Origin of the sequence: Streptomyces viridochromogenes (genome assembly GCF_001270495.1) — a bacterium.
GTDB classification, from domain to species: domain Bacteria; phylum Actinomycetota; class Actinomycetes; order Streptomycetales; family Streptomycetaceae; genus Streptomyces; species Streptomyces viridochromogenes_A.
On sequence record NZ_LGUR01000117.1, the window covers coordinates 94,848 to 120,092 of the forward strand.

Below are 25,245 nucleotides of genomic sequence, written 5' to 3' on the forward strand. Positions count from 1 at the left end.
GCACAAGGTCATCCGTCCTGTGCCCCGGCCTGCCCGTCGGCGAGCTCGCGCAGCCGTCGCGCAGCAGCTGACGCCCCGTACTCCCACGCCTCGTCCAGGTCGCTGAAGTCAGAGCAGTCCGGGGCAGGCATGTCCGATACAGAGTCGGCGCCCTCACGCAGCACGGCGGCCCGATAGGCGCCGACCAGTTCGGCGGCATCCTCTGTGCTCAGCCCGACAAGGCCGGGGTTCTCCAGCGTTTCCATGAGTCGATCGTGGGCTGTCGTAGTGGTCACGGGCTCTCCTTGGTGCTCGGGAGGGAAGCGCCGCTTCTTACGCGGCTGCTTGGGGTTCGCCTTGAAGAACGCGACCACCTCGTCCTCTCGGAACCGGAGTCGCGTGCTGCCCTCGCCCGCCACCGGGGAGGGGAAGATGCCGGTCCGCCGATATGTGTGGATCGTCTGACGGCTGACCCCGTGCTCCGCCGCGATCTCGGTCATCGTCATCAAGCGCGGGCTCCCCTCAGGTTCAGGGCTCTTGGGCACGGCAACATCCTCCCTGATCTGCTTGACGTTTGTAAAGCAGATCGTGCACTCTGGAACGGCACCAACAACACGGCCCCGGTCGGTGTGTGAGAGCCCGACCGGGGCCAGCCGAATCCCCTGAGCTACCAGGAGAAACGACCGTGACCAACGGTACCGACAAGCCCCCGGAGCAGCCCAGCCCGGCGCAGCCCCAGCCGAACCAGATCCTCGCCCAGCCCGCCACCGTCGAGACCTGCCGCGCCGACTACGACGCCGGCGCCGACGTCCGCTCGCGCCTCGGCTGGAAGGACGCCACCTGATGGGCGACACCTTCGGCGGCCAGTGGAACCGCCCAGGCGAGATCAGCCGCAAGGACCGCCAACGAGGCCGCTCGATGCGCGAGGTCCAAGACCGTGCCTCGTACGACAACGAACCCCAACTCGGCTGCGGCGCGATGTTCCTGCTCTGCATCCTCGCCATCGCCGCAGCCATCGGATTGGGGCTGTCGTGATGGAGCGCTTCCTGTACGCCCTCGGCATCGTCGGCGCGTTCACCGCCCTCGCTTTCGCCATCTACCGCGGCGCTGTCTGAGGAGACCCAGTGGACAAGCACACCGCCATCCAGGCCGCCGTCAACGCCGCCGCCGTCGCCACCCAGGCGATCAACGACTACGGGCGGGACTCGGACGAGGCGCGAGGAGCCCTCGACGCCGCGCGTACCGCCGTCACCACCGCCCGCCAACACGGCGCGACCGAAGACGATCTCCGCACCGCACGCCCCGCCTAACCCAGACCGGCCGGGCCCCGAAACCCCCGCGGGGCCCGGCCCCCTTCCGTGAGACGAGACCCACCACATGAAGCTCCGCACCACCCTCACCGCCTGCGGCACCGACGGGCCCTCGGCCAGCACCACCACCGTCGATACCGAACCCCGTACCGGCCGCGCCCGCAGTCGACAGCCTCACCCGCGACACCTTCGACCTCACCTGGTCCCTGGCCTCCGACGCCGAACGCGACGCGTACTGCATGAGCGTCGCCATCCTCCCGTCCGACCAGGCCGCCGAAGAGATGCAGCGCGGCGCCGGCGGCAGCGACGAACTGGACTGGCCGCTGATGGTCGAGCTGATGGAAGCCGAGTGCGCGCTCCGATGAAACACACCTTCCGCAGCCCGCTCGCGCGCTACGGGTTCACGGTCCTCGCGGCCGTCGCCGTCCTCACCGCGCAGCCCGGCCCGTTCCTCGTCTGCGCCGCGCTCGCCGCCTACGCCTGGCGTCACCGCCGCTGACCAGCTCCCAGGAGAGCACCGTGAAGACCAGCAAGATCGAGCGGACCCGCCTCGTCCCCCACACCGTCGACGGCGAGACCGAGATGGTCCTGGACACCGAGGTCATCGAGGTGCCCGCACCCCCCGCCGACTGGGACCAGCGCGTCCGCGTCGCCATCACCATCGGCGCTGCCGTCCTCGTCACCGCGTCCCTCGTCTGGACCACCGCGTCCGTCGGCGCGCTCCTCGCCATGTCCACCGTCGCCGTCGTCGCATACGCCGCGGGCGTCGCCTTCGACGCCTCCTGGATCCTGTGCATGGGCGCCGAGTGGCTGCTCCGCTACGACCCCGACCGCGCCGCGCTGCCTCGCAGAGCCGGGCATGCCGCCCTCGCCGTGTCCATGGGAGCGGTGTTCGCCCACGGCCAGCTCTCCGGGGAGTGGGTCGTCGGGGCGGTCGGCGCGGCGGTGTCCGCGCTCGCGAAGGGCGGCTGGATGATCGCCATGCGCGTCCACGCCCGCCCACTCGACGACCGCACCCAGCAGTGGGTCACCAAGCGGCGCGCCGCCGTCGACGGCCAGCTCGCGATGATCCCGATCCGCCGGGAACTCCAGCGCGGGCAGCACCTTGTCGACGCCGAGCAGCGCAGCCTGACCGGCAACCCGGATCACGGATCCGCCAATCCGGACCAGTCCGGACCGGATCCGCAGTCCGGATCCGCCAATCCGCTGCCCACCCTCAACGGGCCGATGACCGTGAAGCAGGCCGTCGTGACCGCGAAGGACTCCGGGATCCACGATCCGGATGCGGTCCTGCGCTACGTCCACAAGGTCGCCGACGCCAACGCCAAGCCCGAGACCGTCGCCCGCTACCTAAGGGGGGCGTGATGACCGAGTCGAAACCCGGGGTCGACGAGCTCCGCGTGCGCGGCATCCTCCAGCGACACGGCGTCGGCCCGGACGCCGTCCCGCCGAAGCCGGCCGCACGCCCACGGGACTGGCTCGACGGCATCCTCGACACGAAGACCGACCCCGCACCGGCGGCCGCCCCGGAGCCTGAGCCGGACGCCGCGCCCGCCGTGGAGAAGGCCGAGCCGAAGCCGCCCGCCGCCAAACCGAAGAAACGGCCGAAGCAGCCCAGGCGGAGGGCCGCCGCCGAACCGCGCAGCGCCTTCGACACCCGACCGCCGTCGCCCCGCCAGTCCCTGGTCGAGGCGTGGGACCGGGTGCCCTACCGCCTGAAGTGGCTCGCCTACCACGCGTCCGCCGCCTACCTCGGCTGGTCGATCGGGCTGGTCGGCTGGGTCACCTACGTCACCGCGTGGATTGCCCGCACCGGCCTCGCCGGCCCGCAGGCGATCCTCTGGTACGCCGTCGGCGCCCTCACCCTCCTGCTGCACCACCGCACCCGCAGATGGTGGCCGCCCGTCGCCTGGCTCGCCGCCGTCCCCGCCGCCTCAACCGTCGTCGGCGTGCTCCTCTACGGCACGCCCTCCCTTTAAGGACCCCACGTGTTCGGCAACCTCGGCACCGTCGGCCTCGCCGCCGCCCTGACCTGCCTGCTCATCTTCGGCGTCCCTGGCGGCGGCAAGCTCAAGCCGTTGGGCTGGTGGACCACCGTGTTCGTCGCGATGCTTGCCGCCAGCTCCTACAAGGCCGCCGGTGGCCCGTTCACCGTCGTCCCCGACGCGGCCGGCACGGTCATCGGCTTCCTCCAGGGCTTCCTCAAGGGGCTCACGATGCCCGCTCTCGCCCTGTGCGTGCTGATCTTCATGCTGTTCAAGAAGCTGACGACCAAGCAGGTCGGGTTCACCGCGCTGCTGTTCTTCTACATCGCCACCGGCGCTGGCGGCACCTGGACCTACGTTGCCGACGCCATCGAGAACGCCCGGGTGGGCCTCCAGTGACGTACTTCAGCCTGCGCAAGAGCGATCCGGAACCCACGCCTGACGACGTCCACGACGAGGAGCTCGCCGAGGACGAACTCGTTGACGACGAGACGCCAGGTCTGGCCGGGATCGGCGGGGCGCTTTGGGCTGGGGTCAGCGGGCCGGGCAGGTGGCTGCACGCCCGCGGTCGCGCTGATGTGGCGTGGTTGCTCTATGTGGGGTCGGTGTGGGCTGTCGGCTTCTACGGCGGTTGGGTGGCTGTAGGTCTGATCGCGGGATGGGTGCTGGCGTTCGCCGCGTTCGTGCCCCGCGACCAGCTGGACGGGTGGGCTGAATGGGTCGAGCGGCGCAGTCCCGTCCGCCCTGCCGAGCCCGTTCCAGACGCCGCGCCAGAAGCGCCGGTCGACCCCCTCATCACGGTGATGTGGAACCTGATCGGGCAGGCCCCTGGCGTCCACGTGAAGACCCTCGCCGACCGCCTCACCAAAGCCACCCCGGGGGAGCCCGTAGACCGGGCCGCGGTGAGGGCCAAGTTGAGGGCTCTCGGTATCCCCCTGAAGGGCTCCGTCCGGGATGCGGCGGGGAGGGTGAACGAGGGGGTCCACCGGGCCGACCTCCTGGCGTGGGAGGAGGCCCTCTCCCGGCCTGATCCCGATCCCGCCTCTGAGGCCCGTAGCGGCCCTGTAGCTACGGCTGTGACCTGCGATGTAGCGGACGCTCCTACGCCTGTAGCTACGCCCCGATCGAGGCTTCGCGGGCTGCTGTCGAGGGGGGGTGCGTGAATGCCGCACGAGTACTTCTGCCGTGCCTGCGACGCCGTCTCCCCGGAGCGGTGGGAGCGCCGCGTGGATGCCGAGGACGAGTTGGTCGATCACCGTCGCGCCGCTCATGGAGGGTTGGCGCCGGCCGCGGGGGACGGCGTCCGCCCTGTGCATGCGGAGGCGCGGGGCGACGGGATCCTGCCGCGCGGGAGTTGCCTCGCTGTTCTGTTCTTGCTCGCGCTGGTCCTGAGCAACTGCTGGGGCCGCTGAGCCCACAAGCCCCCGGGCGGCCGCCCGGCAACACCCAACCGAAAGGAATCCGCGATGGAGACCAACCATCAGTCCGTCCGTGACTACGCCGCCGCTCGCGAGCGTGGAGACCGCGACGAGACCGAGCGCCTGAAGAACGAGGCGATCGCCCGCTTCAACACCCGCACTACCGACGGCACCGAGCTGCGCGACATGACCGAAGCCTCGATGACCGTGCCGTTCGGCGAGCAGGGCTGACCCCTTAGACCCCGGCGCGGCCGTGCCTTCCGCCAAGACGACTACGGCCGCGCCGGTCCACCCATCCCGAACACGAGACAGGAGACCGCCATCATGGCCTTCCGACGCACCATGCCCCAAGAGGAACTCCGCTCCAAGCTGACCGCCGAGGAGCGTGCACGACACGAGACGACCTACCAAGCATCCAGGGGCGGGCACTTCCCCAAGCCGGACAGGCCGGTGCCGGGTACGCCGCAGGGCCAGCAGGAAGGCTGACGGCCTGCCACACTGGAGACTGCGCGCCGGGTAGCGCCCGGCACCCCCTGAGAACCGCCCCGCTGCCGCAACCCCGTCGGCAGCGGGGCCTCCTCATGTCACAACACGGACACATCCCCTCCACACGGTGCGCACACGGCAGGATGATGCCGATCACGCACCAAACGCCCTTGGGGGGACCATGAGCAACGACACACCACCACCCATGCCCGACTTCCCGCCGGCGCCGCCGGCACCGAAGAAGCCCCGCAACTGGGTCGTCATCGGGACGGGCATCGCCGTCATCGCCGCAGTCATCGGTACCGGGCTGTTCGTCGTCAACTCGCGCGACGACAGCGCGGACATGGGCAGCGCCTCGGCGTCGAGCACGCCGACCGACGAGACCGTCACGGCCGCGGTGGAGGAGGAGCCGACGCCGGAGGACACGCAGCCGGAGATCATGGCTCTCACGGATGCCGTGGAGTACGTGGACGGTTTCGAGATGAGCCTGTCCGACTACAAGCGGGGTACGTCGTCGGAGTATTCGGCGCCGGAGAACACGCCGTACGCCTCGTTCACGGTGAAGGTCAACAACGCGTCGGATGCGGTCGTGGACCTGAACTCTGGGTACATCTCGTGCTTCTACGGCGAGGAGTCCCGTGAGGGTGAGCTGATCTTCTCGTCGGATCCGGAGCTGGGTGGTCTGCCGTCGATGCAGTTGCGTCCGGGCCGGTCGGCGTCGGCGCGGGTGGCGTGTCAGTTGCCGAAGGGTGAGGAGTATCTGCAGATCGAGTTGGCGCCGTATTCGGATGCGGAGCCTGCGATCTTCGCAGGGAATGTGAAGTAGCTGGACAGCGAGAGGCCCCGCCTGGTTGGGCGGGGCCTTCGTCATGCGGTGGGCTACGCGTCGAGCGCCCGCTGAATCGCGGCGGCCTGGACGTCATCGCCGCGCTCGGCGAACCACGCACGCAGCTGTTCCAGCCCGGCCCGGTCGAGAGCGACGGTCGGATGGCCGCTGGCGTCCGTTGTGACGTGGGTGTCGATGCCGAGGCCGGCAAGGAAGGCGCGGAACTCTTCCCGGTCCTGCACGCCCATGGTGGGGGCGAAGAGTTGTGGCTTGCTCGCGGGGCGGACTGGCTCCTTGCTTGGGTGCTCCGGGCCCGCGCCCAGCGCCCGGTCGTAGGCGTCCAGGTGCTGCTCGAACTCCTCGCGGCTGATCCGGTCGGGGTCGATACCGAGGGCGTCCCATAGGTCGTCGCGGGCGCTCATGTGGTGGGCTCCTCGTCCGGGCGCACCGGGCCCGCGTCCAGGTCGACCACCGCACGGAACCGGTGACCGCATGGCAGCCACCGCAGCCGCAGCGCCGTCTCGTCGACCCCGAACGCCGCGTCCTCCACTCGCTGATCGACGCGCTCAGCCTCGGCGTCGCAGGCAGGGCAGCGCGGGAGCGGCGGAGCGGGCAGGTTCCGCAGGACCGTACCCAGCCCTTGAGCGTCTCGTTCACGGAACTGGCGGTGCAGGTCGGCGATCTGTCGGCTAGTGAGTTGCTGCACGGCCTCGCTCATGTGGTCTTCTCCTCGCTGCCCGCCGGGCGCTCCGGCAGCTCGGCGTCCGGTCGGCGCAGGCGACGGCGTACGGCCACGTTCTCAGCATGCCGCGCGTGCAGCACGCGGACGAACCATGCGTTCGCGAGGTACCCGATCGCTCGACGATCGTCCTTCTCGCCCCGATCGATGTACCCCATCAGGGAGTTGCACTTCGAGCACAGCAGGCCACGCACGGCGAAGAACCCGTACTGCTGCGCATGGTCGATGAACAGCTTCCCGTCCGGAGTCTTGGCGGCCGGTGTGCCGCAGAGCTCGCAGCAGCCTCCGGCGTGCGTCCACAGTTCGTCGTAGTCCTCGCACGTGAGTCGGTAGCGCCCGTGCTGGCAGGTGGCGTGATGGGTCACTGGCTACCGCTCTTCTTCGGCCCCGGCTTCGCGGGCTCGATGTCGTGGTCTCGCGCGATGCGGCGGACGTAGGCGGCTGTGAACGGCGAGCGGTGCGTGACGTCGGTCGGCCGCTCACCCCCGCGCAGCGCCTCAACTACCGCCGCAACGGCGGCGTCTCGCGCCTCGTCGTGGGCCTTCTTGGCCTCCCGGTAGCGGTCGGCGGCCTGGTCGAGCTTGGTCATCGGATCCATGCGCAACACGGTAGCGCAATCCCCTTGCGCAACCAAGAGGTGAAGCGCTAGCGTGTATCGCAACAGGAAAGCGCAACAAGGGGGCAGTAATGCAGAACACCACCACCGACCAGGCCCGCTGCCTCCACTGCCACCGCATGCTCCGGTCTGCCAAGTCGATCGCTCTCGGCTACGGCCCCCGCTGCGCCCGCAAGATCCGCAACACCACCGTCGACCTCACCGACTACAAGCCCCACCAGATCCAGTCGGCCCGCGAACTCATCGAGGACGCCGCGATCATCCCCCTCCGCTCCGTCATCTTCATCGCCGTCAGCACCGACGGCACCGAGACCTACAAGACCGCCCCCACCGCCTGCTCCTGCCCCGCCGGCCTGAAGGGCTCGCGCTGCTATCACACCTTGGCCGCACGCTTGCTGTTGGCCGCCTGACCTTGAAGGAGAAGGATGCTCGACCCCAAGTCGGCGCTGCCGCAACGCTTCTGGGACAAGACCCGTTCAGAAGACACGGGCTACAGGACGCCATGCCTGACCTGGACGGCCTTCAAACAGCCCAACGGCTACGGCAAGTTCGGACTGAACGGCAAGAGTCAGTACGCCCACCGAGTGGCGTACGAGGCGCTGATCGGGCCGATCGCCGCCGGGCTGATGATCGACCACCTTTGCCGGAACCGGGCATGCGTGAACGTCGAGCACATGGAGGCAGTGACCAACAAGGTCAACATCCTCCGGGGCGAGACCATCATGGCCGCGAACGCCGCCAAGACGCACTGTCCAAACGGCCACGAGTACACCGAGGAAAACACCTACATCTCGCCGTCCTCCGGAGGCCGTACCTGCCGAACATGCATCCGCGAGTGGCGAGCGAAACGGTCTGAGCGCGAGAAGGCAGAGCGCAGGGCGAAGCCCAAAGAAGAGCCGACCCACTGCCGGAACGGCCACCCGATCAACGATGCTAATCGGTACATAACCCCCAGGGGGTGGCGAGCGTGCCGGGCCTGCACCCGCGATTCGAAGGCCCGCTACAACGAGCGCAAGAAGCAGCGCTGACCGCCCGACACGACAGGAGAACCCCCGTGACCGAACTCGCTCACCGCCAGGAGCAGTCGACCGGCCCGGTCGTCTGGATCCTCTCCACCGGAGAGGACCACGAAGGCGGCGAAGTCCTCGGCGTCTACACCAGCAAGGACGCCGCGAAGGGCCCGTTCGTCGAAGCAGCCAAGCGCATCCCGTTCGACCTCGACAGCGCCTGGCAGGACGAGGAGAGCGGAGCCGTGCACGCCCACGGCGGCTGCGATTGGGTGGCCCTCGAACCGCACCCGCTCATCGGCTACCCGCAGCTCGCCTGATCCCGCCAACGCCGAAGGCCCCACCCGCCGCCAGGGAGTGGGGCCTTCACCATGCGCACCCTGCCACCAGTTGCACACGCCGTTACCATCACACCATGGACACCGGTAACGAACCCACCGTACCGGCCGAACCCCCAGAGGACGGCCCGGACACGGGCACCCCCACCCCCAGCGGCCCCGCCGACCCCCACGGCCTCCGCATGCGCGACGGCCGCCACCGCTTCGCACGCAACCCCGCCCGAGCCGCCCTCGACGCCCGCGCCGCCGAACTCCGCGCCCAGGGCTGGACCTACCAGCGCATCGCCGACGAACTCGGCTACGCCACCAAGACCGGCGCCCTCGACGCCGTACGCCGCGCCGTACGCGAGGTCGTCCAGGGTCCGGCCGAGCGGCTCGTCGCGCTGCACATCGAGCGCCTGGAGACCCTGTACGAGAGGGCGCTGGCAGTAGCCGAGCGGCAACACGTCGTCGTCTCTCACGGCAAGATCATGTACGGCGAGGACGGCAACCCCCTCATCGACTCCGGGCCCGAGCTCGCCGCGCTCCGCGAAGCGAGGACCACGCTCGAATCGTTCTGGAAGCTGGCCGGCATCGCCAGGCCGGACAAGGTCGAGCACTCCGGCGGCGTCACCTACCAGGTTGTCGGCATCCAGCCCGAGGACGTCGTGTGACAACCGCCGTCGTCCGGTTCGAACCGCGCGGCGCCAACGTCGACCTCCTCAAATGCCGGGACGCCGAAGTCGCGGCAGTCGGCCGCGCCGGCACCGGCAAGACCCTCGCAGCCTGTTGGAAGATGCACCTCGCCGCCATGCAGGTGCCGAACCTGCGCGGGTTGATGCTCCGCGCCACACATATCTCGCTGACCTCGACCACCCTGGTCACCTTCCAACGCCAGGTGGCCGCACAGGCGTTGGCTGACGGCAGCGTCCGCTGGTTCGGCGGCTCCAGCAAGGACCCCGCCGCGTTCCGCTACGCCAACGGATCCACCATCCTGGTGGCCGGCGGCGACCGCCCGGAGAAGTTCCTCTCAGCCGAACTGGACCGCATCTTCGTCGACGAGGCCGTGGAGATCAGCCTCGACCTGTACGAGACGCTCATCAGCCGCCTGCGCGGCTCGGCGAAGACGTACAAGCAGATCCTGCTGTCGACCAACCCCTCGCACCCAAGCCACTGGATCAAACGCAGAGCGGACGCCGGAACCCTCCGGATGATCACCTCGACGCACCGGGACAACCCGTACTACGTCGACCGCGAAGGCTCCTACACAGAGGCCGGCCGCGAGTACATGGAGAAGCTCGACGCGCTCACCGGGGCGCGGCGGCTGCGCCTGCGCGATGGGTTGTGGGTGGCGTCAGAGGGCGTCGTCTTCGAGGGCTGGGACGACAGCATCCACATGATCGACCGCTTCGATGTGCCGCCCGATTGGACGCGCTGGTGGTCGATCGACCTGGGGTATACGAACCCCTTCTGCTGGCAGGACTGGCGCGAAGACCCTGACGGCCGTCTCTACTTGGTCCGTGAGATCTACATGACGAAGCGGCTGGCCGAGGACCACGCCAAGCAGATCCTGGAGATCATGCGGCAGAACCCGGACGAGCCGCAGCCACGCGCCATCATCACTGACCACGATGCCGAGGACCGGGCCACGCTGGAGAAGCACCTCGGCATGGGCACCATCGCGGCGAAGAAGACCGTGTCCGACGGCATCCAAGCCGTCCAGTCCCGCCTCAAGACGCAAGGCGACGGCAAGCCGCGGCTGTTCATCATGCGCGGAGGCCTGGTCGAGGAGGACAAGGATCTCCTCGGGTCGGGCCGGCCGACGCGGACGTCGGAGGAGATCCCTGGCTATGTATGGGCGGTGAAGCCGGGGAGCGGCGCGGGACTGAAGGAGGAGCCTGTGAAACAGAACGACCATGGGTGCGACGCGCTCAGGTACATGGTGGCGGCCCGGGATCTGGTGGGCCGGACAAGGGTGAGGTGGCTGTGAGGATGCGGAAGATCAGACTTTCAGAACTGAAAAATCTCCTGTCACCATCCCTGTTGACAGGAGGATTTACACTCATCTCAGTTGGCGTCGGGAATATCTTCGGCGTCGGGGCCGGAATGATCACCGCCGGGGCCGCGATGGTCCTCCTGGGGGCACCGATCGTCCGCGACTGAGAGGAGGGGCGGTGGCCAGACGCAGCATCGCCGACGCCCTCTTCAACCGGTCGACCACCAACACCCCCGTCCCCTTCGCCTCCCGCGCCCAGTCCTACGGCGGCCTGTTCGGCAGCAACCGCAGCGCCGAAGGCCAGATGCGCGCCATGTCCGCCGTGGGCACGCTCTTCGCGATCGTCGACAGGACGTCCAACGCCACCGCCCTCGTCGACTGGAAGCTCTACCGCAAGGCGAAGAGCGGCCGCGACGAGGACCGCATCGAGGTCACCAGCCACGCCGCGTTGGACCTGTGGAACAAGCCCAACCCGTTCATGCCGCGGCAGGAGTTCGTCGAGTCCAGCACCCAGCATTACGACCTCACCGGCGAAACCTGGTGGGTCATCGCCCGCGCACCGGGCTTCAAGCTGCCGCTGGAGATGTGGCCCGTCCGCCCCGACCGCATCACCCCCCAGCCCGACCCCGAGCGCTTCCTGAAGGGCTACGTGTACACCGGCCCCGACGGGCAGCAGATCCCCCTCGAACTCGACGAGGTCATCCAGCTGCGCCGGCCGAATCCCTTGGACCCGTACCGCGGGTTGAGTCCGGTGCTGTCGATCCTCCCCGACCTCGACACCAGCCGGTACGCCGCCGAGTGGAGCCGCGCCTTCTTCATCAACTCGGCTCAGCCGGGCGGGATCATCGAGGTCCCGCAGGCCCTCTCCGACCCTGAGTTCGACGAACTGAGGGCGCGCTGGAACGAGCAGCACAAGGGCGTCGGGAACGCGCACAAGGTCGCGATCCTGGAGCACGGCAAGTGGGTCGACCGAACCATCAGCCAGCGCGACATGCAGTTCGTCGAACTGCGGGGTGCGACAGCTGACCGGGTGCGTGAGGCGTACGGCATCAGCAAGTCCGCGATCGGTGACTTCGAGGACATCAACCGGGCCTCCGCGCTCGCCGCGAAGGCGTGGTTCGCGGAGCAGCAGACGATTCCCCGCCTGGAACGCATCAAGGCCGCGCTCAACTTCGAGCTCCTGCCCATGTTCGGCGCCACCGCCGCGGGCCTGGAGTTCGACTACGACAACCCCACCCCGCCGGATCCGGAGCAGGAAGCAGCGACCCTCACCGCCCGAGTGAACGCCGCCGCCGCGCTGATCGAGGCGGGCGCGTACGGGCCGGCCGCGCTGGAGGCGTTCGAGCTGCCGCAGATCCAGTTCGGGACGCCGGGCGCGGACCCGGACAAGGAGCTGCTGATCAAGTTGGTGACGCGGGCTCCGCTGTTGGCGCCGACGATTCTGCCGATGCTCGGCTTCGACATGCCGACGGCCCCCGCTGCTCCGGCTCCCGCTGCGCCTGCTGTGCCACTGGAGGGCGAGCCCGCGAATGCGTGGCGGGAGCTGGTGTCCGGTCTCGCCGGCGGCGATGGTCCGGACGTTGAGGCGGCGATGCGGTGGGAGGCCGTCGCGGAGATCGACGACAACACGTGCGATCCGTGCCGCGAGAACGACGGGCAGGTCTACCGCAACCGGGCCGCGGCCTACAAGGACTACCCCGGCGGCTCCGGCTACGTGCACTGCGTGGGTGCGGAGTTCGGCAACGAGTGCAGGTGCCGCGTGGTCAAGCGCGGCCGGAAGGGAGAAGGGTCCTGATGCCGTTCATCGACCTGCCGGACCGTATCCCCGGCGTCCGCGCACAGGCCAGTAGCGACCGGCCCTGGTACCGCATCACCAACCAGGCCGCCGACGAGGCGGAAGTGATGCTCTACGACGAGGTCGGAGGCTGGCTCGGCGCCACGGCGGACGAGTTCATCAACGACCTGCGCGGCATCACCGCGTCGAAGATCCTCCTCAGAGTTAACAGCCCTGGCGGCTCGGTGACAGAGGGAATCGCGATCGCCAACGCGCTGCGCTCCCACCCCGCGAGCGTCACGGTCCAGGTCGACGGAGTTGCGGCGAGCATCGCCTCGGTCATCGCGATGGCTGGCGATCGCGTGCGGATGATGCCGAACGCGCTCTTGATGGTGCACGAGGCCAGTGGACTTTGTGTCGGGGAAGCAGCCGACATGATCAAGATGGCTGAGCTCCTCGACAAGATCTCGGACAACATCGCCGGCGCCTACGCGGCACGTGCGGGCGGCACCGAGGCCGAGTGGCGACAGGTCATGAAGAACGAGACCTGGTACCGAGGCGAAGAAGCCGTCGCGGCTGGCCTGGCGGACGAGTACGTGTCGGTGCCCAAGCGTGGCGACGAGCCCGCAGAGCCGGAGATGCGGAAGGCCTTCGACCTCACGGCGTACGGCTACAAGGGCCCGCGCCGCGAGGAGCCCAAGCCTGCTCCGCCCCCGGTTGCGCCCGAAGCGGTCGAGCTGACGCTGGAGACGGCGACGCTCAGCGAGGACATCCGGTCCCTGATCGGCGAGGAAGTCGCCGCCCAGCTGCGTGCCGCGGTCGGTGAGCCCGGGCTGGAAGAGCCCGCCGTGTCCGCCCCCGCGGAGCCGCCCGTCGTGGAACCGGCCCCCGAGTCCAAGGCGCACACCGAGCCCCCAGCCGAGCCCGTGGTCCCGGCCGCCGAACCCGAAGACCCGTGGGCGGCGATGGTCGCCCACCTGACCCAGGACGAGCCCGACGCGTGGTCGGTGCTGGTCTCCAACCTCACCACCACGGCGTCGTCCAGCGCGGCGACGGAAGCCTGAAGGAGGCACCAGTGGCACCCACTCTGACCTCGCCGCGCAACAGCGACGAGCTGGCGGAAATGCTCGCCGACCCGGCGCGCGCCAAGCAGATCATGGAGACGCCGAAGGCACTCGCGGACTTCATCGACGAGTACGCCAACCGGCAGCAGGGCGACGGCACCGAACTGCAGCGGCAGATCGACGAGGGCGTCCAGCGCGGCCTTGCGAACATGCTCCGCGACAACGACGAGAAGGCCGACCGGAGTTCCGTCCAGGACTCCATCAGGCGGCTCAACCTCGACCCGCAGACCCGCCCGGCCAACATGCTGACCTCGCACAAGCAGGCCACCGCATACAACCCGAAGGCTGTCGGGTCCGCGCTGGACGGCAAGTTCGAGAACGCGGCGGACTACTTCCGGCACGCCTGGCACCTCAACCGGGACCCGCAGGCCCGGGCGAAGATGGACGGGATCCGCAACGCGTACTCCAGCGTGGTCCCGGCCGACGGCGGGTTCCTGGTCCCGGAGACTCTGCGCTCGCAGCTGCTTCAGATCGCGCTGGAGTCGTCCGTCGTCCGCTCCCGCGCCACCGTCGTCCCGATGGAGACGGCCCGCGTCCCCTTCCCGATGATCGACAGCACCACCAACGTGGGCTCCGTCTTCGGCGGCATGATCGGCTACTGGGGTGAGGAAGGCGCCGCCCTCGTCGAGTCCAACCCGAAGTTCGGCCGCGCCGAGCTCGACGCGAAGAAGCTCACCGGCTTCGCTCTCGTCCCCAACGAGCTGCTCCAGGACAGCCTGATCTCCTTCTCGGCGCTCATCGAGACCCTCTGGCCGATGGCGCTGGCGTTCTTCGAGGACGTCGCCTTCATGTCCGGGTCGGGCACCGGCGAACCGCTCGGCTTCCTCGGCGGCGAGAACCCTGCTGGCATCGCCGTCCCCAAGGAGTCCGGGCAGACCGCGGACACGATCGTCCTCGAAAACGTCATCAAGATGTACAGCAGGATGCTGCCCAGCTCGCTCGCTCGCGGCATCTGGGTGTGCTCCCCGGAGGCCATCCCCGAGCTGTACACGATGGCCCTCTCCGTGGGCACCGGCGGCGGCCCGGTCATGCTCACCAACGTCGCTGGTCCCGCGCCGATGACCATCTTCGGCCGGCCGCTGGTCGTGTCGGAGAAGGCCGGGCGTCTCGGCGACCGCTCCGACCTGTCGTTCGTGGACCTCTCCTACTACCTCGTCGGCGACCGCCAGCAGATGACCGCCGCATCCTCGACCGAGTACAAGTTCGGCGAGGACAAGACCGCCTACCGCATCATCCAGCGCGTCGACGGCCGCCCCTGGCTCCAGTCCGCCATCACCCCCGCCAACGACGGCCCGTCCCTGTCGCCGTTCGTCGAGATCGCCGAGCGCGCGTAACCCCCCGGCCGACGCCGGCAATCAACCCCCGGCGTCGGCTTCTACCCGGGCCGGCAGTGTCGCCCCGGCAGGGCATCACCAGACGAAAGGACAAGGCTCGTGGCACAGGATGGCCTGGGCAGGCTCTTCGACATCAGCACTGCGTTCGTTCCGACGGACGCGGTCGCGGGTGCGATCACCGGCAAGCGAGTGTCCCTGCGGAACGCGGGCGGCTGCACGATCGTCGTGCAGACTTCCGGCGGCAGCACGGACATTACCGACGTCGACCTGCAGCAGCACACCGCAGCGTCGGGCGGCACCACCGCCGACCTCGACGTGATCACCTACTACTACAGCAAGTCCGAGACGACCCTCGACGGCGACGAGACGTGGACCCGCAGCACGCAGGCTGCAGCCTCAGAGATCACCAACGTGGGCGCTGCATCGGAGGAGCTCCTTCTCGTCATCGAGGTCGACGCCCGGCAGTTGTCCGACGGCTACAGCTATATCAGCCTCGACATCCCGGACCTTGGCACCAACGGCACCCGCTTCTGCTCCGGCCTGTACCTGCTGCGGGACCTCGCGGTGCAGCGCACGCCGGCCAACCTCGTCGCCCCGCTGAGCTGAGGAGCCTGACTCATGAGCACCCTGATTCAGGGCAACGAAGTACGGGCGCTGATGCTCGGGCGTGGACCGGTGTCTACGGCGACGGGCACGCTCGACGAGGACGTCACCCCGACGCTGTTCACGGTCGCGGGCGGCGAGGTGCTGATCACCGCCCTGTGGGCGAAGGTGACCACGGCGATCACCGTGGCGAACACGGTGACGATCCAGGCCAACCCCACCACGGGGGACACCGCCGCGATCGTTGCGGGCGACCTTGGTACCACGGACACCGCGGCCGGGACGGTTCTCGGCTGGGAGCCGGACAGTGCCGCGTTCACCCGCAACGGGCCGCCGGCCTCGGCTGTGGTGTCGACCGGCACCGTCGAGATCGACTCGAACGGGACCAACGTGGACGGCGCGATGACCGTGTACTGCACGTGGGTGCCGCTGACCAACGGCGCAACGCTGGTGGCTGGCTGACATGGCCGGATGGACGTGTGCAGGCTGCACCACCACCTACTCGGTGGGCGCTCCGCGATGCCCGAACTGCGGCAGCACCGAGCGCACCGAGGGCCGCGGCGGGGCTGTGCTGCCGTCGCTGACCGTCGAGTGCGGCAACGGCGCCTGCCCGCACGTGGGGAAGCGGCGGCGGGTGCACCTGCGTACGGCCGCCCCTGGAGTGCTGGAAATGCCGCGCCTGGTCTGTGCCGGGTGCGGCCTGGACATGCCGACGGTCACGCCGTGGCCGCCGGTGACCGGTTCGGAGGAAGACACCATGCCGAAGATCACCGTTCACGGCGGCCCGTCGTACGCCGCCGACATCCCGGCCGAGCCGGAAACGGACGAGGCCGCAGAGGGGAGTGAGGAGCCATCAGCTGGGAGCAGCTCCGAGACATCCTCGCCGAAGTCCGACAGCACGCCCGAGACGAGCGAGACCGGGACCCGCAAGCCTGCCCGCAAGACGGCGAGCCGCTCAAAGAAGGCCACGACGGGGAGCTCTACTGCCCCTTCGACGGATGGCGACCAGGAGACCAGTGGGTCGGCTGCTGACACCGAGGACGCCTCGTCGTGAGCGCCTTCGCGAACCGGGAGCTGTTCAAGGCCACCGGTCTGACCCTGAACAGCTCCACCGACCACGTCACCGCCGGGGTCACGAACGCGACCACGGGCCGGACCGGGGCGATCGACATCTCCCGGGTCAGCAATGGCCTGCTGGTCGTGAACGTGTCGAACGCCCCGACCGGTACTGACCCGACGCTGGCCGTGTTCTTTGAGGTGCTCGACGCAACGGGCACGGTGTGGGTGCAGACCTCGTCGGCGACGTCGATCGGCGGGGCGCTGCTCACGTCGACTGGCTACACCTACGGGCAGATCAGTACGGGCTACACCCTGGCGAACGTCGGCCGGATCCGGTGGGCCCTCACCGGCACGACCCCCAGCTTCACCGGGGTGTCCTTCTCCATCCACGGCCGGCCCTGACCCGCACGACGACGAGACCTGAGAGGAGGTGACGAGAGATGGCGGAACCCGTGTACGCGACGCGTGAGGACGTGCAGCGCGCCCTCGACAGCAAGCTGACCGCCCGCAATGCCGCGCAGATCGACCGCGCCCTGCAGTCCGCGTCCCGGGACGTCGAGTCGCTGTGCCATCGCGTGTTCTACCCGCAGACGGCGACACGCTACTTCGACTGGCCGGACTCCCAGTACGGCACGTCGTGGCGGCTGTGGCTCGACGACTCCGAACTCATCTCCGTCACCACCCTCTCCTCGGGCGGTACGACGATCGCCGCCTCCGATTTCAACCTGGAGCCCAACCGGTCCGGCCCCCCGTACAGCCGACTGGAGATCGACCTCGGCAGCTCGGCCGCGTTCGGCGGCGGCAGCACCCACCAGCGGGACATCACCATCACCGGGCTGTGGGGCTACAAGAACGCCGAGACTACGGCCGGCACGCTCGCGGCGGCCCTGTCCACCACCACAGCAACCACGATCAGCGTGAACGCTGCGGCCGCGGCGGCGCTCGGTGTCGGCTCGGTCATCCGCGTGGATGACGAGCGGATGGTCGTGGCGGGCCGCAGCATGGCCGACAGCGGGCAGAACGTCGGCGGGGCTGGGCTGACCGCGCAGGCGAACAGCGTCGCCGTCGCCGTGTCGGACGGCACCGCGTACTCGGTCGACGAGGTCATCCTCATCGAGTCCGAGCGCATGCTCATCGTCGACATCGCGGGCAACAACCTCACCGTCATCCGCGCGTGGGACGGCTCGGTGCTCGCCGCGCACACGGCCGGCGTCGATATCTACGCCTCCCGCACGCTCACCGTCACCCGGGGCGCGCTCGGCACGACCGCGGCCACCCACTCCAACGGGGCGTCCGTCGTGCGCTGGGACCCTCCCGGCCTGGTCCGCGACCTCGTGATCGCCGAAGTCATCAACCGGGTCACCAACGAGCAGGCCGGATACGCCCGTACTCGCCGGACCAGCGGTGGTCTCTCCAGCAACGACCAGGCCAAGACCGCCCGGGACCTGCCCGCGCTGCGGGAGCAGACCTACAACGCGTGCGGCCGCAAGGCCCGGATTCGGAGCGTGTGACATGCCTGGATTCGACGTCCGCGTCAACAGCAGCGCCTCCGGACCGTGGGCCACCGGCCGGGCCGGGCGAGCCCTGCACGACTACTCGGACGACGTCGAGTACCAAGTCGCGCGTGAGGGCGAGCGGATGGTCCACGCCCGGCTGCGGCAGGTGCTGCGGCATCCGACGGGCTACTACCAGTCGAAGATCAGCGTGGACCGGGCGGGCGACCGCTACAAGATCCACGACCAGCGCATCGTCTACGGACCGTGGCTCGAAGGAACCGGCTCCCGCAACAGCCCGGTCACCCGCTTCCCCGGCTACTTCACATTCCGCCGCACCAAGGCCCTGCTGGACCGCAAGGCCCCGCAGATCGCCCGCGAACTCCTGGCCCGCTACCGGTCGAGGGGGCTGATCTGACATGGCCCTCGACATCCGCACCATCCTCTCCGCCGTCGAATCGCACGCACTCGCGTCCGGCCACTTCGTCACCGTCAACGGGCATGAGCCACTGTCACCGCCCACGTCCGGGATCACCGCCGCGGTGTGGGTCGAGCAGATCGGCCCCGCTCGTGGTGCGTCCGGCCTCACGAGCACATCGACACGGCTGGCCTTGTTTGTGCGCCTGTACTCCTCGCTGGTGCAGCAGGAGCCGGACGCGATCGACCCCGACCTGATGACCGCCCTGGACGCGCTCATGGCGGCGTACAGCGGCGACTTCGAGCTCGGCGGCCTGATCCGCAATGTCGACCTGCTGGGCGCCTACGGCGACCCGCTGTCGGCCCGGGCGGGGTACCTCGCCGAGGCCGGCTCGGAGTACCGGGTCATGACGATCACTCTTCCACTCATTGTCAACGATCTCTGGGCGCAGGTGGCGTAATGACGATCAGGAGCGGCCTCGCGCAGGCCTTCTACTACGGCGGATACGACCTCAGCGGGGACACGGGCTCCGCCAACGACCTCGGCGGCGGCCTCGCCGGCACGCAGGACACCACCCCGATCAACAAGTCCGCGTACCGGCGCATCGGACTGCTGCGGGACGGGCGGATCTCCTGGACCAGCTTTTTCAACGACGCCGTCGGCGCCGCGCACGAACGCCTCGGAGCGCTCCCCACCGCGGACCAGCACCTGATGTGGCTGACCGGCAGCAGCATCGGCAGCCCGGCCGCGTGCATGGTCGGCAAGCAGATCGACTACAACCCCAGCCGCCCGCAGGACGGATCGCTGACCATCTCCGTCAACGCGCAGGCCAACGGGTTTGGCCTGGAGTGGTGCGACCTCCTCACGGCCGGCGTACGCACCGACACGACCGCGACGAACGGCGCCTCGCTGGACCTTGGTACCGGGTCGACAGCGTTCGGGCTGCAGGCATATCTGCAGGTGCTCGCCTTCACCGGCACCTCGGTGACGATCAAGTTGCAGGAGTCCAGCGACGACGGTTCCGGGGATGCGTGGGCGGACGTGACCGGGGGCGCGTTCACGGCGGTGTCCTCGGGGCCGACCGTGGAGCGGATCCAGACGGGCCGAACGCAGACCGTGGAGCGCTACCTGCGGGTCGTGACGACCGGCACCTTCTCGAACGTGCAGTTCGTCGTGGCCGTCAACCGCAATGCGACGGAGGTGTTGTTCTGATGGGCCAGCCGTTCCGCCCCAACGACCCGAAGATGCCGGTCGAGGCGTATCAGACGTTCAGTGTGAAGTCCCGCCCGGACCAGGCGGTCAAGTCGGTGTGTGAGCGTGTCGGCTGTGAGGCGTGGCGGCTGGGCTGGGAATCACTCATCGACGAGTCGACCGACCTCGGCCGCGCGCAGGCGGCGTTCATCCGTACCGAGTCGCGGCGGACGTTCCGGGAGCAGCGCAACGCGGCCGGGCTGACGGTGTTCCGGTTCGAGCCGTATCAGCGGTGCTTCGCGGATCACCAGACGATGCCGGAGAAGTACGTCGTGCGCGGCGGGGACTGGCGGGGCGTGGTGGGCCAGGTGCGGGTGCACAAGCGGGCGGCGGACTGGGTGGAGCACGTGCAGCAGCACATGGGCCTGCTGCTCGACGAGCGGGACAAGGGCTGACGCGATGACCGAACTGAAGCAGTGGCGCCTGACCGTCGGCGGCCAGGACTACACGGACGACTGCGACGACATCGACGTCCAGATGCCCGCGCTCGTGTACGACGTGCCGCACGACGACGGTCGTGCGCAGCGCCGCCACCTAGGCCCGAAGGGCTTCAGCATCACCCTCACGCAGCCGAGCGAGCGACTGCGCTCCCTGGCCGACGGCGGCCACCACATCCGCATCGTGAAGGTGGCGTTCGAGGACCAGGCGATCCGAGTGCCCGTGGTGTTCCACGAGGAATGGGTGGACCGCGACGGGGTCCGCAAGATGTTCGGCTCCCTGTACGTCGACCCCGACCGTGAGCCGAAGTGGGTCACCGAACCAACCGATGGAGGGCGGCGCCCGCTGACCCTCGTAACAAAGGAGGGCTGAGCCTTGGCCATCGAATCCGGATTGGGCTGGACCACGTTCAGCGTGGACGACAGCAGCGGAACGGCGCGGGACATCCGCTCCAGCACCTTCAACCTCGACTGGACGATGCCGCGCGGCGTGCAGGACATCACCGCGCTGACGCAGTCCGCGAACGCGCGACTGCTGCTCCTCGCGGACTTTTCCGGCACAGCGGCGGGCGGCTTCGACGACGGCTCGAACCTCGCGCACGCGGTGTTCAAGACGGTCTCGTCCACGTCGGTCGCCCGGACGATGTCCATCGCAATCTCCGGCCAGACGCTGGCGAACGAGGTGCTGCTGACGGACTACGCGCTGACCCGGGCGCAGTCCGGCGAGTTCACGTGGAGCGTCCCGTTCAGCCTCGCTGACGGAAATGTACCGACTTGGTCTTGAGAACGGTTTCCAATAAGAAGGGGGGTGCAGCATGGGTTACCGACCCAAGCGCCGCATCTACAACCTGAACTTCGCAGGCACCGAATACGAGGGCCTCGAAGTCGCCGCCCGAGGCATGACCGTCGGCGAGGAACTCGAACTCGACGGCCAAGACCTCACCGGCGACCTCATCGTCCGCGCACTCGCGAACCGCCTCATCTCCTGGAACGTGGAGGACGACAACGGCGAGCCCGTGCCCACCACGTTCGAAGGCGTCTGCACACAGGACGGCGCAATGATCCTCGCCATCCTCAACGCCGTACGGCAGGCGAACAGCGGGGTCCCCGACCCTTTGCCCGAGACCTCGCCCTCTGGCGAGACCTCCCCGGCGCCACCAATTCCGATGGCACCACTGTCCGAGAACCTGGAGAGCTACGCCGTGCCCGTCTGATCCTCGGCCTGTGCGACCGCTTCAAGAAGCTGCCCTCGGAGGTGCTTACCGAGCCCGCCGAGCTGCTGCGCCTGATCACCATCGAACAACTCGGCACGCCTGAACAGCCGACGGAAGGAGGGGACCCCGAATGGCCGACGACGTAACCATCACCGTCCACGTCCGCGACCTGACGGGCCCCGGCTTCAACTCCGTCTCCCGCAACCTCAACCAGCTGCAACGCCAGGCCAACCAGATGGGCGGCCAGCTCCGCATCGTCGGCGGCCAGCTCGACAACGTCGCCAGCTCGGCCGCGAACGCCGGCCAGAACCTCGGCGGCGGCACGGGCTTGCGCGGGCAAGCGATCGCCGCCGGGGCCGCGCTGGGCACGACGCTGCTGCCGACGATCGGCGCGCTCGCCCCGATGTTGTCCGGCCTCGCGGTGGTGGGTGGCGGTGCGGCGCTCGCGATGGACGACCTGAAGAAGAAGGCGAAGCAGCTCAAGGCGCCGTTCGAGGAGTGGCAGAAGGTCGCGAACAAGGCGGTCGCTCCGCACACGGAGAAGGCCGTCAAGAGCCTCAAGTCCGCGATGGAGGATCTCAACCCGGTCATCAAGACCGGAGCGGACACCTTCGGCCGGATCACAGAGAAGGCCGCGAAGTTCGTCGACAGCCCAGCGTTCCAGTCGGCGTTCGCGAAGAACGCCGAGATGGGCGCCAAGTGGGTGGAGGAGTTCGCCGGGAGCGTCGGCGACTTCACCCAGGCGTTCCTCGACTTCGGCACCAAGAGTCAGCCCGCCCTGGACGCGTGGGACAACCTCCTCGGCGGTTTCCTCGACACCGGCATGCCCGGCATGTTCAAGGAGATGGAGCAGGGCATCGGCGGCTCCTCCGACTTCCTGAATGGGCTGGCCAGCCTCATCAACGACAGCCTGCTGCCCACCCTGGGGAAGGTCGCCGGGAGCTTCACGGAGGCGTTCGGGCCGCTCCTGAAAGAGCTGCTGATCGGCACGGGGAACGGCATCAAGCTGTTCGGGGAACTGTTCGACGGCGCGATGAAGGCGCTGGAGCCAGCCGCCGATATCGCAGCGGACATCTTCCGCGGCCTTAACGAGATCTTCTCTATCGGCGCGAGCGTGGCCGGGGACCTGGCGAAAGCCCTCGGGGGAGCCCTGCTGGGGACGGTGTCCGAGTTCGCCGGTCAGGGCGGCAAAGTCGACGGGCTGCGCGGCAGCTTCACGCGATTCTCGGACTGGGTGAAGGAGAACCAGGCCACGATCAGGCTGGCATTCGCCGCGATGGGCATTGCCCTGATCGACATGGTGAACATGGGCGTCCAGTCCGTGCCGCTACTGATCGGGGCGTTCCGGGGCATGACGGAGATGGTCCTCGGCAGTGTCGAGCTGCTGATCGACGGCCTCGCCTCGGCGTTCGGTGACCTGCCGGTCGTCGGCGACCTTTTCAAGGACGCACAGACCCAGTTCGACAAGTACGCGGGCGGCTTCCGGGAGAAGCTCGCCGGGATGCAGAGCAGCACCCAGCAGTTCGCAGACATCGCCAGCGAGCAGCTCGGCCGGGCGAAGCTGGTGCTGAACGTGGACCAGGCCAAGGCGAGCTTGGAGCACATCAAGGAGCAGCTGAAGGACCCCGAGCTGACCAAGGAACGCAAGGCCAAACTGTCCGCCGACAAGGAGGAGGCGGAATCGAGACTCGCGGCGGTGCAGCAGAGGCTCGACGGGTTCGACGAGAAGAAGGCCACGGCGACCCTGGACGCCAACCCGGGGCCGTTCAACAGTGACGTCGCCAAGGCCAACGGCACCAAGTTGGCCAAGAAGCTCGCGCTGCTCGGCGCGAACCCGGCCCTCTTCAACGCGGCCGTCCGGGCCCTTAACGGCAGCACGGTCGGCACCGCATACGTCAACATCCAGCCGCGCGGATATACCCCCGGCTCCGCTGGCGGTGGCCTCAAGAAGGCCGACGGCGGCATCGTGAACTACTACGCCAACGGCGGCGTGCGGGACGAGAGCCACATCGCTCAGATCGCGCCGGCCGGGTCGTGGCGGGTGTGGGGCGAGCCGGAGACCGGCGGCGAGGCGTACATTCCGCTGTCCCCTATGAAGCGGTCGCGGTCGCGGGAGGTTGCTGAGGAGACGGTCGGCATCCTCGGTGGTGACGTGCAGTGGTTCGCCAAGGGCGGCGTGACGAAGGCGGAGCGGGAGGCCCGCAGCGGCGCCCGCGGCGATCTGACGATCTCCCACTTCGGGCGGATGGCCGGGTACAAGACTTCGGAGATCATCGGCCAGCTCGGCCGGGCCGACTCCGTCGGCTCGCTGGTGGACGCCCTGAACCAGTGGCGGTCCACCATCCTGAAGGCCACGCACGGCCGGCAGGAGCGCGGCCTGCTGAAGGCGCTGGATTCCTCCGGCCGGAAGCTCTTGTCGTGGGAGAAGCAGCTCACGAAGGTCAGCGCCTCGTTGGAGAAGGCCAAGGACAAGCTCGACAGTCTCAAGAGCGCGGCCGCGCAGCTGTCCGACTCGGTCAAGGGCGGCGTCCTTTCCAGCGCGAACATCACCCGCGGCGCCAGTGGCGACGGCCTGGTGACCACACGGTCTGTCATGGGCGGCCTCATCGCTTCCCGGGACAAGGCGACCGCGTTCTCCGGTGCGCTGGCCGGCCTGAAGAAGAAGGGCCTCTCCTCGGCGCTGTTGCAGCAGATTGCCGAGGCCGGCATCGAGGGCGGCGGGCTGGAGACGGCGGGCGCGCTGATGAGTGCGTCGTCGTCGGAGATCCAGACCATGAACAGTCTGCAGTCGCAGATCAGCGGCGCGGCGGGCAGTGCCGGGAAAACGACGTCCGACGCGGTGTTCGGGGCGCAGATCAAGGCGCAGCAGGCGTACGTGAGCACGTTGACGAAGTCGCAGGACCGGCTGACGAAGTCGATGGAGTCTCTGGCCAAGAGCATCGAGCGGATGATCGAGAAGGCGTTCAAGGGCAAAGCCGCGGGCGGCATCGTCGGCGGCGCAGCGTCGGGCGGGATCCGCTCCAACCTCACGTGGGTGGGTGAGCAGGGCCCGGAGTTGGTGAACCTGGCCCCGGGCACGCGGGTGTGGTCGAACCCGGACTCGCGGCGCATGCAGCAGCAGGCGTGGGCGTCGATGCTCAACGAACCCCGCGGCGCAACTGCGCGGGGCGGGGCCGCGGTGGCCGTCGGCCGCCGTGAGCCGGTGGTGCTGGAGCTGCGGTCGTCGGGCTCGGACATCGACGAGCTGCTGCTGCGGATCCTCCGCAAGGCGATCAAGAACCGTGGTGGGGACGTGCAGTTCGTCCTGACCGGGCGTTCGAACTAGGGAGAGCAGAGTGCACAGGTACAAGGTCGGTAACTGGGCGATGGCCACCACGGCCGCCCCGGTCGAGGTGACGACGGGCACGGCCATCAAGACGATGCTTCAGGTCGCCACCCCGAGCACGCGGCAGATCCAGCTGATCTCCTGGGGGTTCACGCTGGACGCCGCCCCAGCGACAACGGGCGAGGGCGTCATCGAGCTGGTACAGACCGACGTCGCGGCGACCGTGACAGCCCATGTCGCGGCGGGAATTCAGCCGCTGGACCCCAACGCGCCCGCCTCGCTCTGCGTCGGCGGCACTTCACTGACGGGCTACACGGCAACGGCAGAGGGCACGACGACCGCCTCGCGCTCCTTCGACACGGTCAAGATCAGTGGCGTCTCGAACGGGGCGTGGCCCACCAGCTACTCGTACCAGTGGATGCCGGACGAGCGGCCCATCGTCGCAGTGTCGAGGTTCCTACGGGTCCGGGCCACATTCTCAGCCGCGGTGAATGCTCTCGTGTGGGTCACCTTCGACGAGTGACCGGCCAACCA

Annotated in this window: 41 protein-coding genes; 36 read left to right on the forward strand and 5 right to left on the reverse strand. The window is 68.8% G+C overall.

Annotated features, from left to right (window positions below):
* Positions 1 to 8: 8 nt before the first annotated feature.
* Positions 9 to 485 (reverse strand): helix-turn-helix transcriptional regulator, encoded by a 477-nt coding sequence (locus ADK36_RS12380; RefSeq protein ID WP_053197376.1) that lies wholly within the window; start codon positions 483 to 485, stop codon positions 9 to 11.
* Positions 486 to 664: 179 nt separating this feature from the next.
* Here ADK36_RS12380 and ADK36_RS48770 point away from each other — a divergent pair, with 179 nt between their 5' ends.
* The 13 genes from ADK36_RS48770 to ADK36_RS12425 all read left to right on the forward strand — a co-directional run bounded on the left by ADK36_RS48770 (position 665) and on the right by ADK36_RS12425 (position 6,004).
* Positions 665 to 823, forward strand: a complete 159-nt coding sequence (locus ADK36_RS48770) for a hypothetical protein (RefSeq protein WP_159391131.1) — start codon at positions 665 to 667, stop codon at positions 821 to 823.
* Positions 823 to 1,014: a hypothetical protein gene (locus ADK36_RS12385; protein ID WP_053197380.1), complete on the forward strand. Its 192-nt coding sequence runs from the start codon at positions 823 to 825 to the stop codon at positions 1,012 to 1,014. The genes ADK36_RS48770 and ADK36_RS12385 overlap by 1 nt, the downstream gene beginning before the upstream one ends.
* 89 nt (positions 1,015 to 1,103) lie before the next feature.
* Positions 1,104 to 1,289, forward strand: a complete 186-nt coding sequence (locus ADK36_RS12390; RefSeq protein WP_053197382.1) for a hypothetical protein — start codon at positions 1,104 to 1,106, stop codon at positions 1,287 to 1,289.
* Between the two features lie 239 nt (positions 1,290 to 1,528).
* The gene (locus ADK36_RS50950) at positions 1,529 to 1,654 is read left to right on the forward strand and encodes a hypothetical protein (RefSeq protein WP_267887402.1); all 126 of its coding nucleotides are present in this window, start codon (positions 1,529 to 1,531) and stop codon (positions 1,652 to 1,654) included.
* On the forward strand, positions 1,639 to 1,788 hold the full coding sequence (locus ADK36_RS48775; protein ID WP_234329748.1) for a hypothetical protein: 150 nt from the start codon (positions 1,639 to 1,641) through the stop codon (positions 1,786 to 1,788). The genes ADK36_RS50950 and ADK36_RS48775 overlap by 16 nt, the downstream gene beginning before the upstream one ends.
* A 20-nt stretch (positions 1,789 to 1,808) precedes the next feature.
* Positions 1,809 to 2,654, forward strand: a complete 846-nt coding sequence (locus tag ADK36_RS12395; protein ID WP_053197384.1) for a hypothetical protein — start codon at positions 1,809 to 1,811, stop codon at positions 2,652 to 2,654.
* A complete protein-coding gene (locus tag ADK36_RS12400) occupies positions 2,654 to 3,268 on the forward strand; it encodes a hypothetical protein (RefSeq protein WP_053197385.1) in 615 nt (204 codons plus the stop codon). Before ADK36_RS12395 ends, ADK36_RS12400 begins: the two co-directional genes overlap by 1 nt.
* A 9-nt stretch (positions 3,269 to 3,277) precedes the next feature.
* Entirely contained in the window at positions 3,278 to 3,673 is a 396-nt protein-coding gene (locus ADK36_RS12405; protein WP_053197388.1) for a hypothetical protein, read from the forward strand.
* Positions 3,670 to 4,437: a hypothetical protein gene (locus tag ADK36_RS12410; RefSeq protein WP_053197390.1), complete on the forward strand. Its 768-nt coding sequence runs from the start codon at positions 3,670 to 3,672 to the stop codon at positions 4,435 to 4,437. Before ADK36_RS12405 ends, ADK36_RS12410 begins: the two co-directional genes overlap by 4 nt.
* Entirely contained in the window at positions 4,438 to 4,686 is a 249-nt protein-coding gene (locus ADK36_RS12415) for a hypothetical protein (RefSeq protein ID WP_053197392.1), read from the forward strand. It begins immediately after the preceding gene.
* 54 nt (positions 4,687 to 4,740) lie between these two features.
* Positions 4,741 to 4,923: a hypothetical protein gene (locus ADK36_RS12420; protein WP_053197395.1), complete on the forward strand. Its 183-nt coding sequence runs from the start codon at positions 4,741 to 4,743 to the stop codon at positions 4,921 to 4,923.
* 93 nt (positions 4,924 to 5,016) lie between these two features.
* Positions 5,017 to 5,178, forward strand: a complete 162-nt coding sequence (locus tag ADK36_RS48780) for a hypothetical protein (protein ID WP_159391133.1) — start codon at positions 5,017 to 5,019, stop codon at positions 5,176 to 5,178.
* Positions 5,179 to 5,359: 181 nt separating this feature from the next.
* Positions 5,360 to 6,004, forward strand: coding sequence for a hypothetical protein (locus tag ADK36_RS12425; protein ID WP_063784877.1), 645 nt, complete (start codon positions 5,360 to 5,362; stop codon positions 6,002 to 6,004).
* Between the two features lie 53 nt (positions 6,005 to 6,057).
* Here ADK36_RS12425 and ADK36_RS12430 read toward each other — a convergent pair whose 3' ends face one another.
* Genes ADK36_RS12430 through ADK36_RS12445 form a run of 4 tightly spaced genes read right to left on the reverse strand, consistent with a single transcriptional unit; the run spans position 6,058 to position 7,341 of the window.
* A complete protein-coding gene (locus ADK36_RS12430) occupies positions 6,058 to 6,426 on the reverse strand; it encodes a hypothetical protein (protein ID WP_053197401.1) in 369 nt (122 codons plus the stop codon).
* Entirely contained in the window at positions 6,423 to 6,722 is a 300-nt protein-coding gene (locus ADK36_RS12435) for a hypothetical protein (RefSeq protein WP_053197403.1), read from the reverse strand. Before ADK36_RS12435 ends, ADK36_RS12430 begins: the two co-directional genes overlap by 4 nt.
* Positions 6,719 to 7,108: an endonuclease domain-containing protein gene (locus ADK36_RS12440; RefSeq protein WP_053197405.1), complete on the reverse strand. Its 390-nt coding sequence runs from the start codon at positions 7,106 to 7,108 to the stop codon at positions 6,719 to 6,721. Before ADK36_RS12440 ends, ADK36_RS12435 begins: the two co-directional genes overlap by 4 nt.
* Positions 7,105 to 7,341, reverse strand: coding sequence for a hypothetical protein (locus ADK36_RS12445; RefSeq protein ID WP_159391134.1), 237 nt, complete (start codon positions 7,339 to 7,341; stop codon positions 7,105 to 7,107). The genes ADK36_RS12440 and ADK36_RS12445 overlap by 4 nt, the downstream gene beginning before the upstream one ends.
* Positions 7,342 to 7,430: 89 nt before the next feature.
* Between ADK36_RS12445 and ADK36_RS12450 the strand changes: the two genes are divergently transcribed.
* From ADK36_RS12450 to ADK36_RS12555, 23 genes are all read left to right on the forward strand, one after another.
* Entirely contained in the window at positions 7,431 to 7,769 is a 339-nt protein-coding gene (locus tag ADK36_RS12450) for a DUF6011 domain-containing protein (protein ID WP_053197408.1), read from the forward strand.
* Between the two features lie 15 nt (positions 7,770 to 7,784).
* The gene (locus tag ADK36_RS12455; protein ID WP_053197411.1) at positions 7,785 to 8,387 is read left to right on the forward strand and encodes an HNH endonuclease signature motif containing protein; all 603 of its coding nucleotides are present in this window, start codon (positions 7,785 to 7,787) and stop codon (positions 8,385 to 8,387) included.
* 26 nt (positions 8,388 to 8,413) lie between these two features.
* Positions 8,414 to 8,686: a hypothetical protein gene (locus ADK36_RS12460; protein ID WP_053197413.1), complete on the forward strand. Its 273-nt coding sequence runs from the start codon at positions 8,414 to 8,416 to the stop codon at positions 8,684 to 8,686.
* Positions 8,687 to 8,781: 95 nt separating this feature from the next.
* Complete coding sequence (locus ADK36_RS12465) at positions 8,782 to 9,357, forward strand: hypothetical protein (RefSeq protein WP_053197415.1); 576 nt, start codon at positions 8,782 to 8,784, stop codon at positions 9,355 to 9,357.
* On the forward strand, positions 9,354 to 10,673 hold the full coding sequence (locus ADK36_RS12470) for a phage terminase large subunit (RefSeq protein WP_053197417.1): 1,320 nt from the start codon (positions 9,354 to 9,356) through the stop codon (positions 10,671 to 10,673). The genes ADK36_RS12465 and ADK36_RS12470 overlap by 4 nt, the downstream gene beginning before the upstream one ends.
* 2 nt (positions 10,674 to 10,675) lie before the next feature.
* On the forward strand, positions 10,676 to 10,846 hold the full coding sequence (locus ADK36_RS48785) for a hypothetical protein (protein WP_159391135.1): 171 nt from the start codon (positions 10,676 to 10,678) through the stop codon (positions 10,844 to 10,846).
* An 11-nt stretch (positions 10,847 to 10,857) separates the two neighbouring features.
* Entirely contained in the window at positions 10,858 to 12,474 is a 1,617-nt protein-coding gene (locus tag ADK36_RS12475; RefSeq protein WP_053197419.1) for a phage portal protein, read from the forward strand.
* Positions 12,474 to 13,517 carry a head maturation protease, ClpP-related gene (locus ADK36_RS12480; RefSeq protein WP_053197421.1) on the forward strand — a complete coding sequence of 348 codons (1,044 nt, stop codon included), beginning with the start codon at positions 12,474 to 12,476 and terminating at the stop codon, positions 13,515 to 13,517. The genes ADK36_RS12475 and ADK36_RS12480 overlap by 1 nt, the downstream gene beginning before the upstream one ends.
* Positions 13,518 to 13,528: 11 nt before the next feature.
* Positions 13,529 to 14,911, forward strand: a complete 1,383-nt coding sequence (locus ADK36_RS12485) for a phage major capsid protein (protein ID WP_053197423.1) — start codon at positions 13,529 to 13,531, stop codon at positions 14,909 to 14,911.
* 99 nt (positions 14,912 to 15,010) lie between these two features.
* Positions 15,011 to 15,517, forward strand: coding sequence for a hypothetical protein (locus ADK36_RS12490; RefSeq protein ID WP_053197425.1), 507 nt, complete (start codon positions 15,011 to 15,013; stop codon positions 15,515 to 15,517).
* Between the two features lie 12 nt (positions 15,518 to 15,529).
* Positions 15,530 to 15,976 carry a hypothetical protein gene (locus tag ADK36_RS12495; protein WP_053197427.1) on the forward strand — a complete coding sequence of 149 codons (447 nt, stop codon included), beginning with the start codon at positions 15,530 to 15,532 and terminating at the stop codon, positions 15,974 to 15,976.
* Between the two features lies 1 nt (position 15,977).
* Entirely contained in the window at positions 15,978 to 16,568 is a 591-nt protein-coding gene (locus ADK36_RS48790) for a hypothetical protein (protein ID WP_159391136.1), read from the forward strand.
* Complete coding sequence (locus ADK36_RS12505; RefSeq protein ID WP_053197431.1) at positions 16,565 to 16,975, forward strand: hypothetical protein; 411 nt, start codon at positions 16,565 to 16,567, stop codon at positions 16,973 to 16,975. Before ADK36_RS48790 ends, ADK36_RS12505 begins: the two co-directional genes overlap by 4 nt.
* Before the next feature lie 38 nt (positions 16,976 to 17,013).
* Entirely contained in the window at positions 17,014 to 18,084 is a 1,071-nt protein-coding gene (locus tag ADK36_RS12510; RefSeq protein WP_053197433.1) for a hypothetical protein, read from the forward strand.
* Between the two features lies 1 nt (position 18,085).
* Positions 18,086 to 18,484 carry a hypothetical protein gene (locus ADK36_RS12515; protein ID WP_053197434.1) on the forward strand — a complete coding sequence of 133 codons (399 nt, stop codon included), beginning with the start codon at positions 18,086 to 18,088 and terminating at the stop codon, positions 18,482 to 18,484.
* A 1-nt stretch (position 18,485) separates the two neighbouring features.
* Positions 18,486 to 18,944 carry a hypothetical protein gene (locus ADK36_RS12520; protein ID WP_053197436.1) on the forward strand — a complete coding sequence of 153 codons (459 nt, stop codon included), beginning with the start codon at positions 18,486 to 18,488 and terminating at the stop codon, positions 18,942 to 18,944.
* A complete protein-coding gene (locus ADK36_RS12525; RefSeq protein WP_053197438.1) occupies positions 18,944 to 19,696 on the forward strand; it encodes a hypothetical protein in 753 nt (250 codons plus the stop codon). The genes ADK36_RS12520 and ADK36_RS12525 overlap by 1 nt, the downstream gene beginning before the upstream one ends.
* Entirely contained in the window at positions 19,696 to 20,130 is a 435-nt protein-coding gene (locus ADK36_RS12530; protein WP_053197440.1) for a hypothetical protein, read from the forward strand. The genes ADK36_RS12525 and ADK36_RS12530 overlap by 1 nt, the downstream gene beginning before the upstream one ends.
* A gap of 4 nt (positions 20,131 to 20,134) precedes the next feature.
* Entirely contained in the window at positions 20,135 to 20,545 is a 411-nt protein-coding gene (locus ADK36_RS12535; RefSeq protein ID WP_053197442.1) for a hypothetical protein, read from the forward strand.
* Between the two features lie 3 nt (positions 20,546 to 20,548).
* Positions 20,549 to 20,956, forward strand: coding sequence for a hypothetical protein (locus tag ADK36_RS12540; RefSeq protein WP_234329749.1), 408 nt, complete (start codon positions 20,549 to 20,551; stop codon positions 20,954 to 20,956).
* A 31-nt stretch (positions 20,957 to 20,987) separates the two neighbouring features.
* A complete protein-coding gene (locus tag ADK36_RS12545) occupies positions 20,988 to 21,386 on the forward strand; it encodes a hypothetical protein (RefSeq protein ID WP_053197444.1) in 399 nt (132 codons plus the stop codon).
* A 130-nt stretch (positions 21,387 to 21,516) separates the two neighbouring features.
* Entirely contained in the window at positions 21,517 to 24,711 is a 3,195-nt protein-coding gene (locus tag ADK36_RS12550; protein ID WP_053197446.1) for a hypothetical protein, read from the forward strand.
* A 10-nt stretch (positions 24,712 to 24,721) separates the two neighbouring features.
* A complete protein-coding gene (locus ADK36_RS12555; protein WP_053197448.1) occupies positions 24,722 to 25,234 on the forward strand; it encodes a hypothetical protein in 513 nt (170 codons plus the stop codon).
* Positions 25,235 to 25,245: the final 11 nt, after the last annotated feature.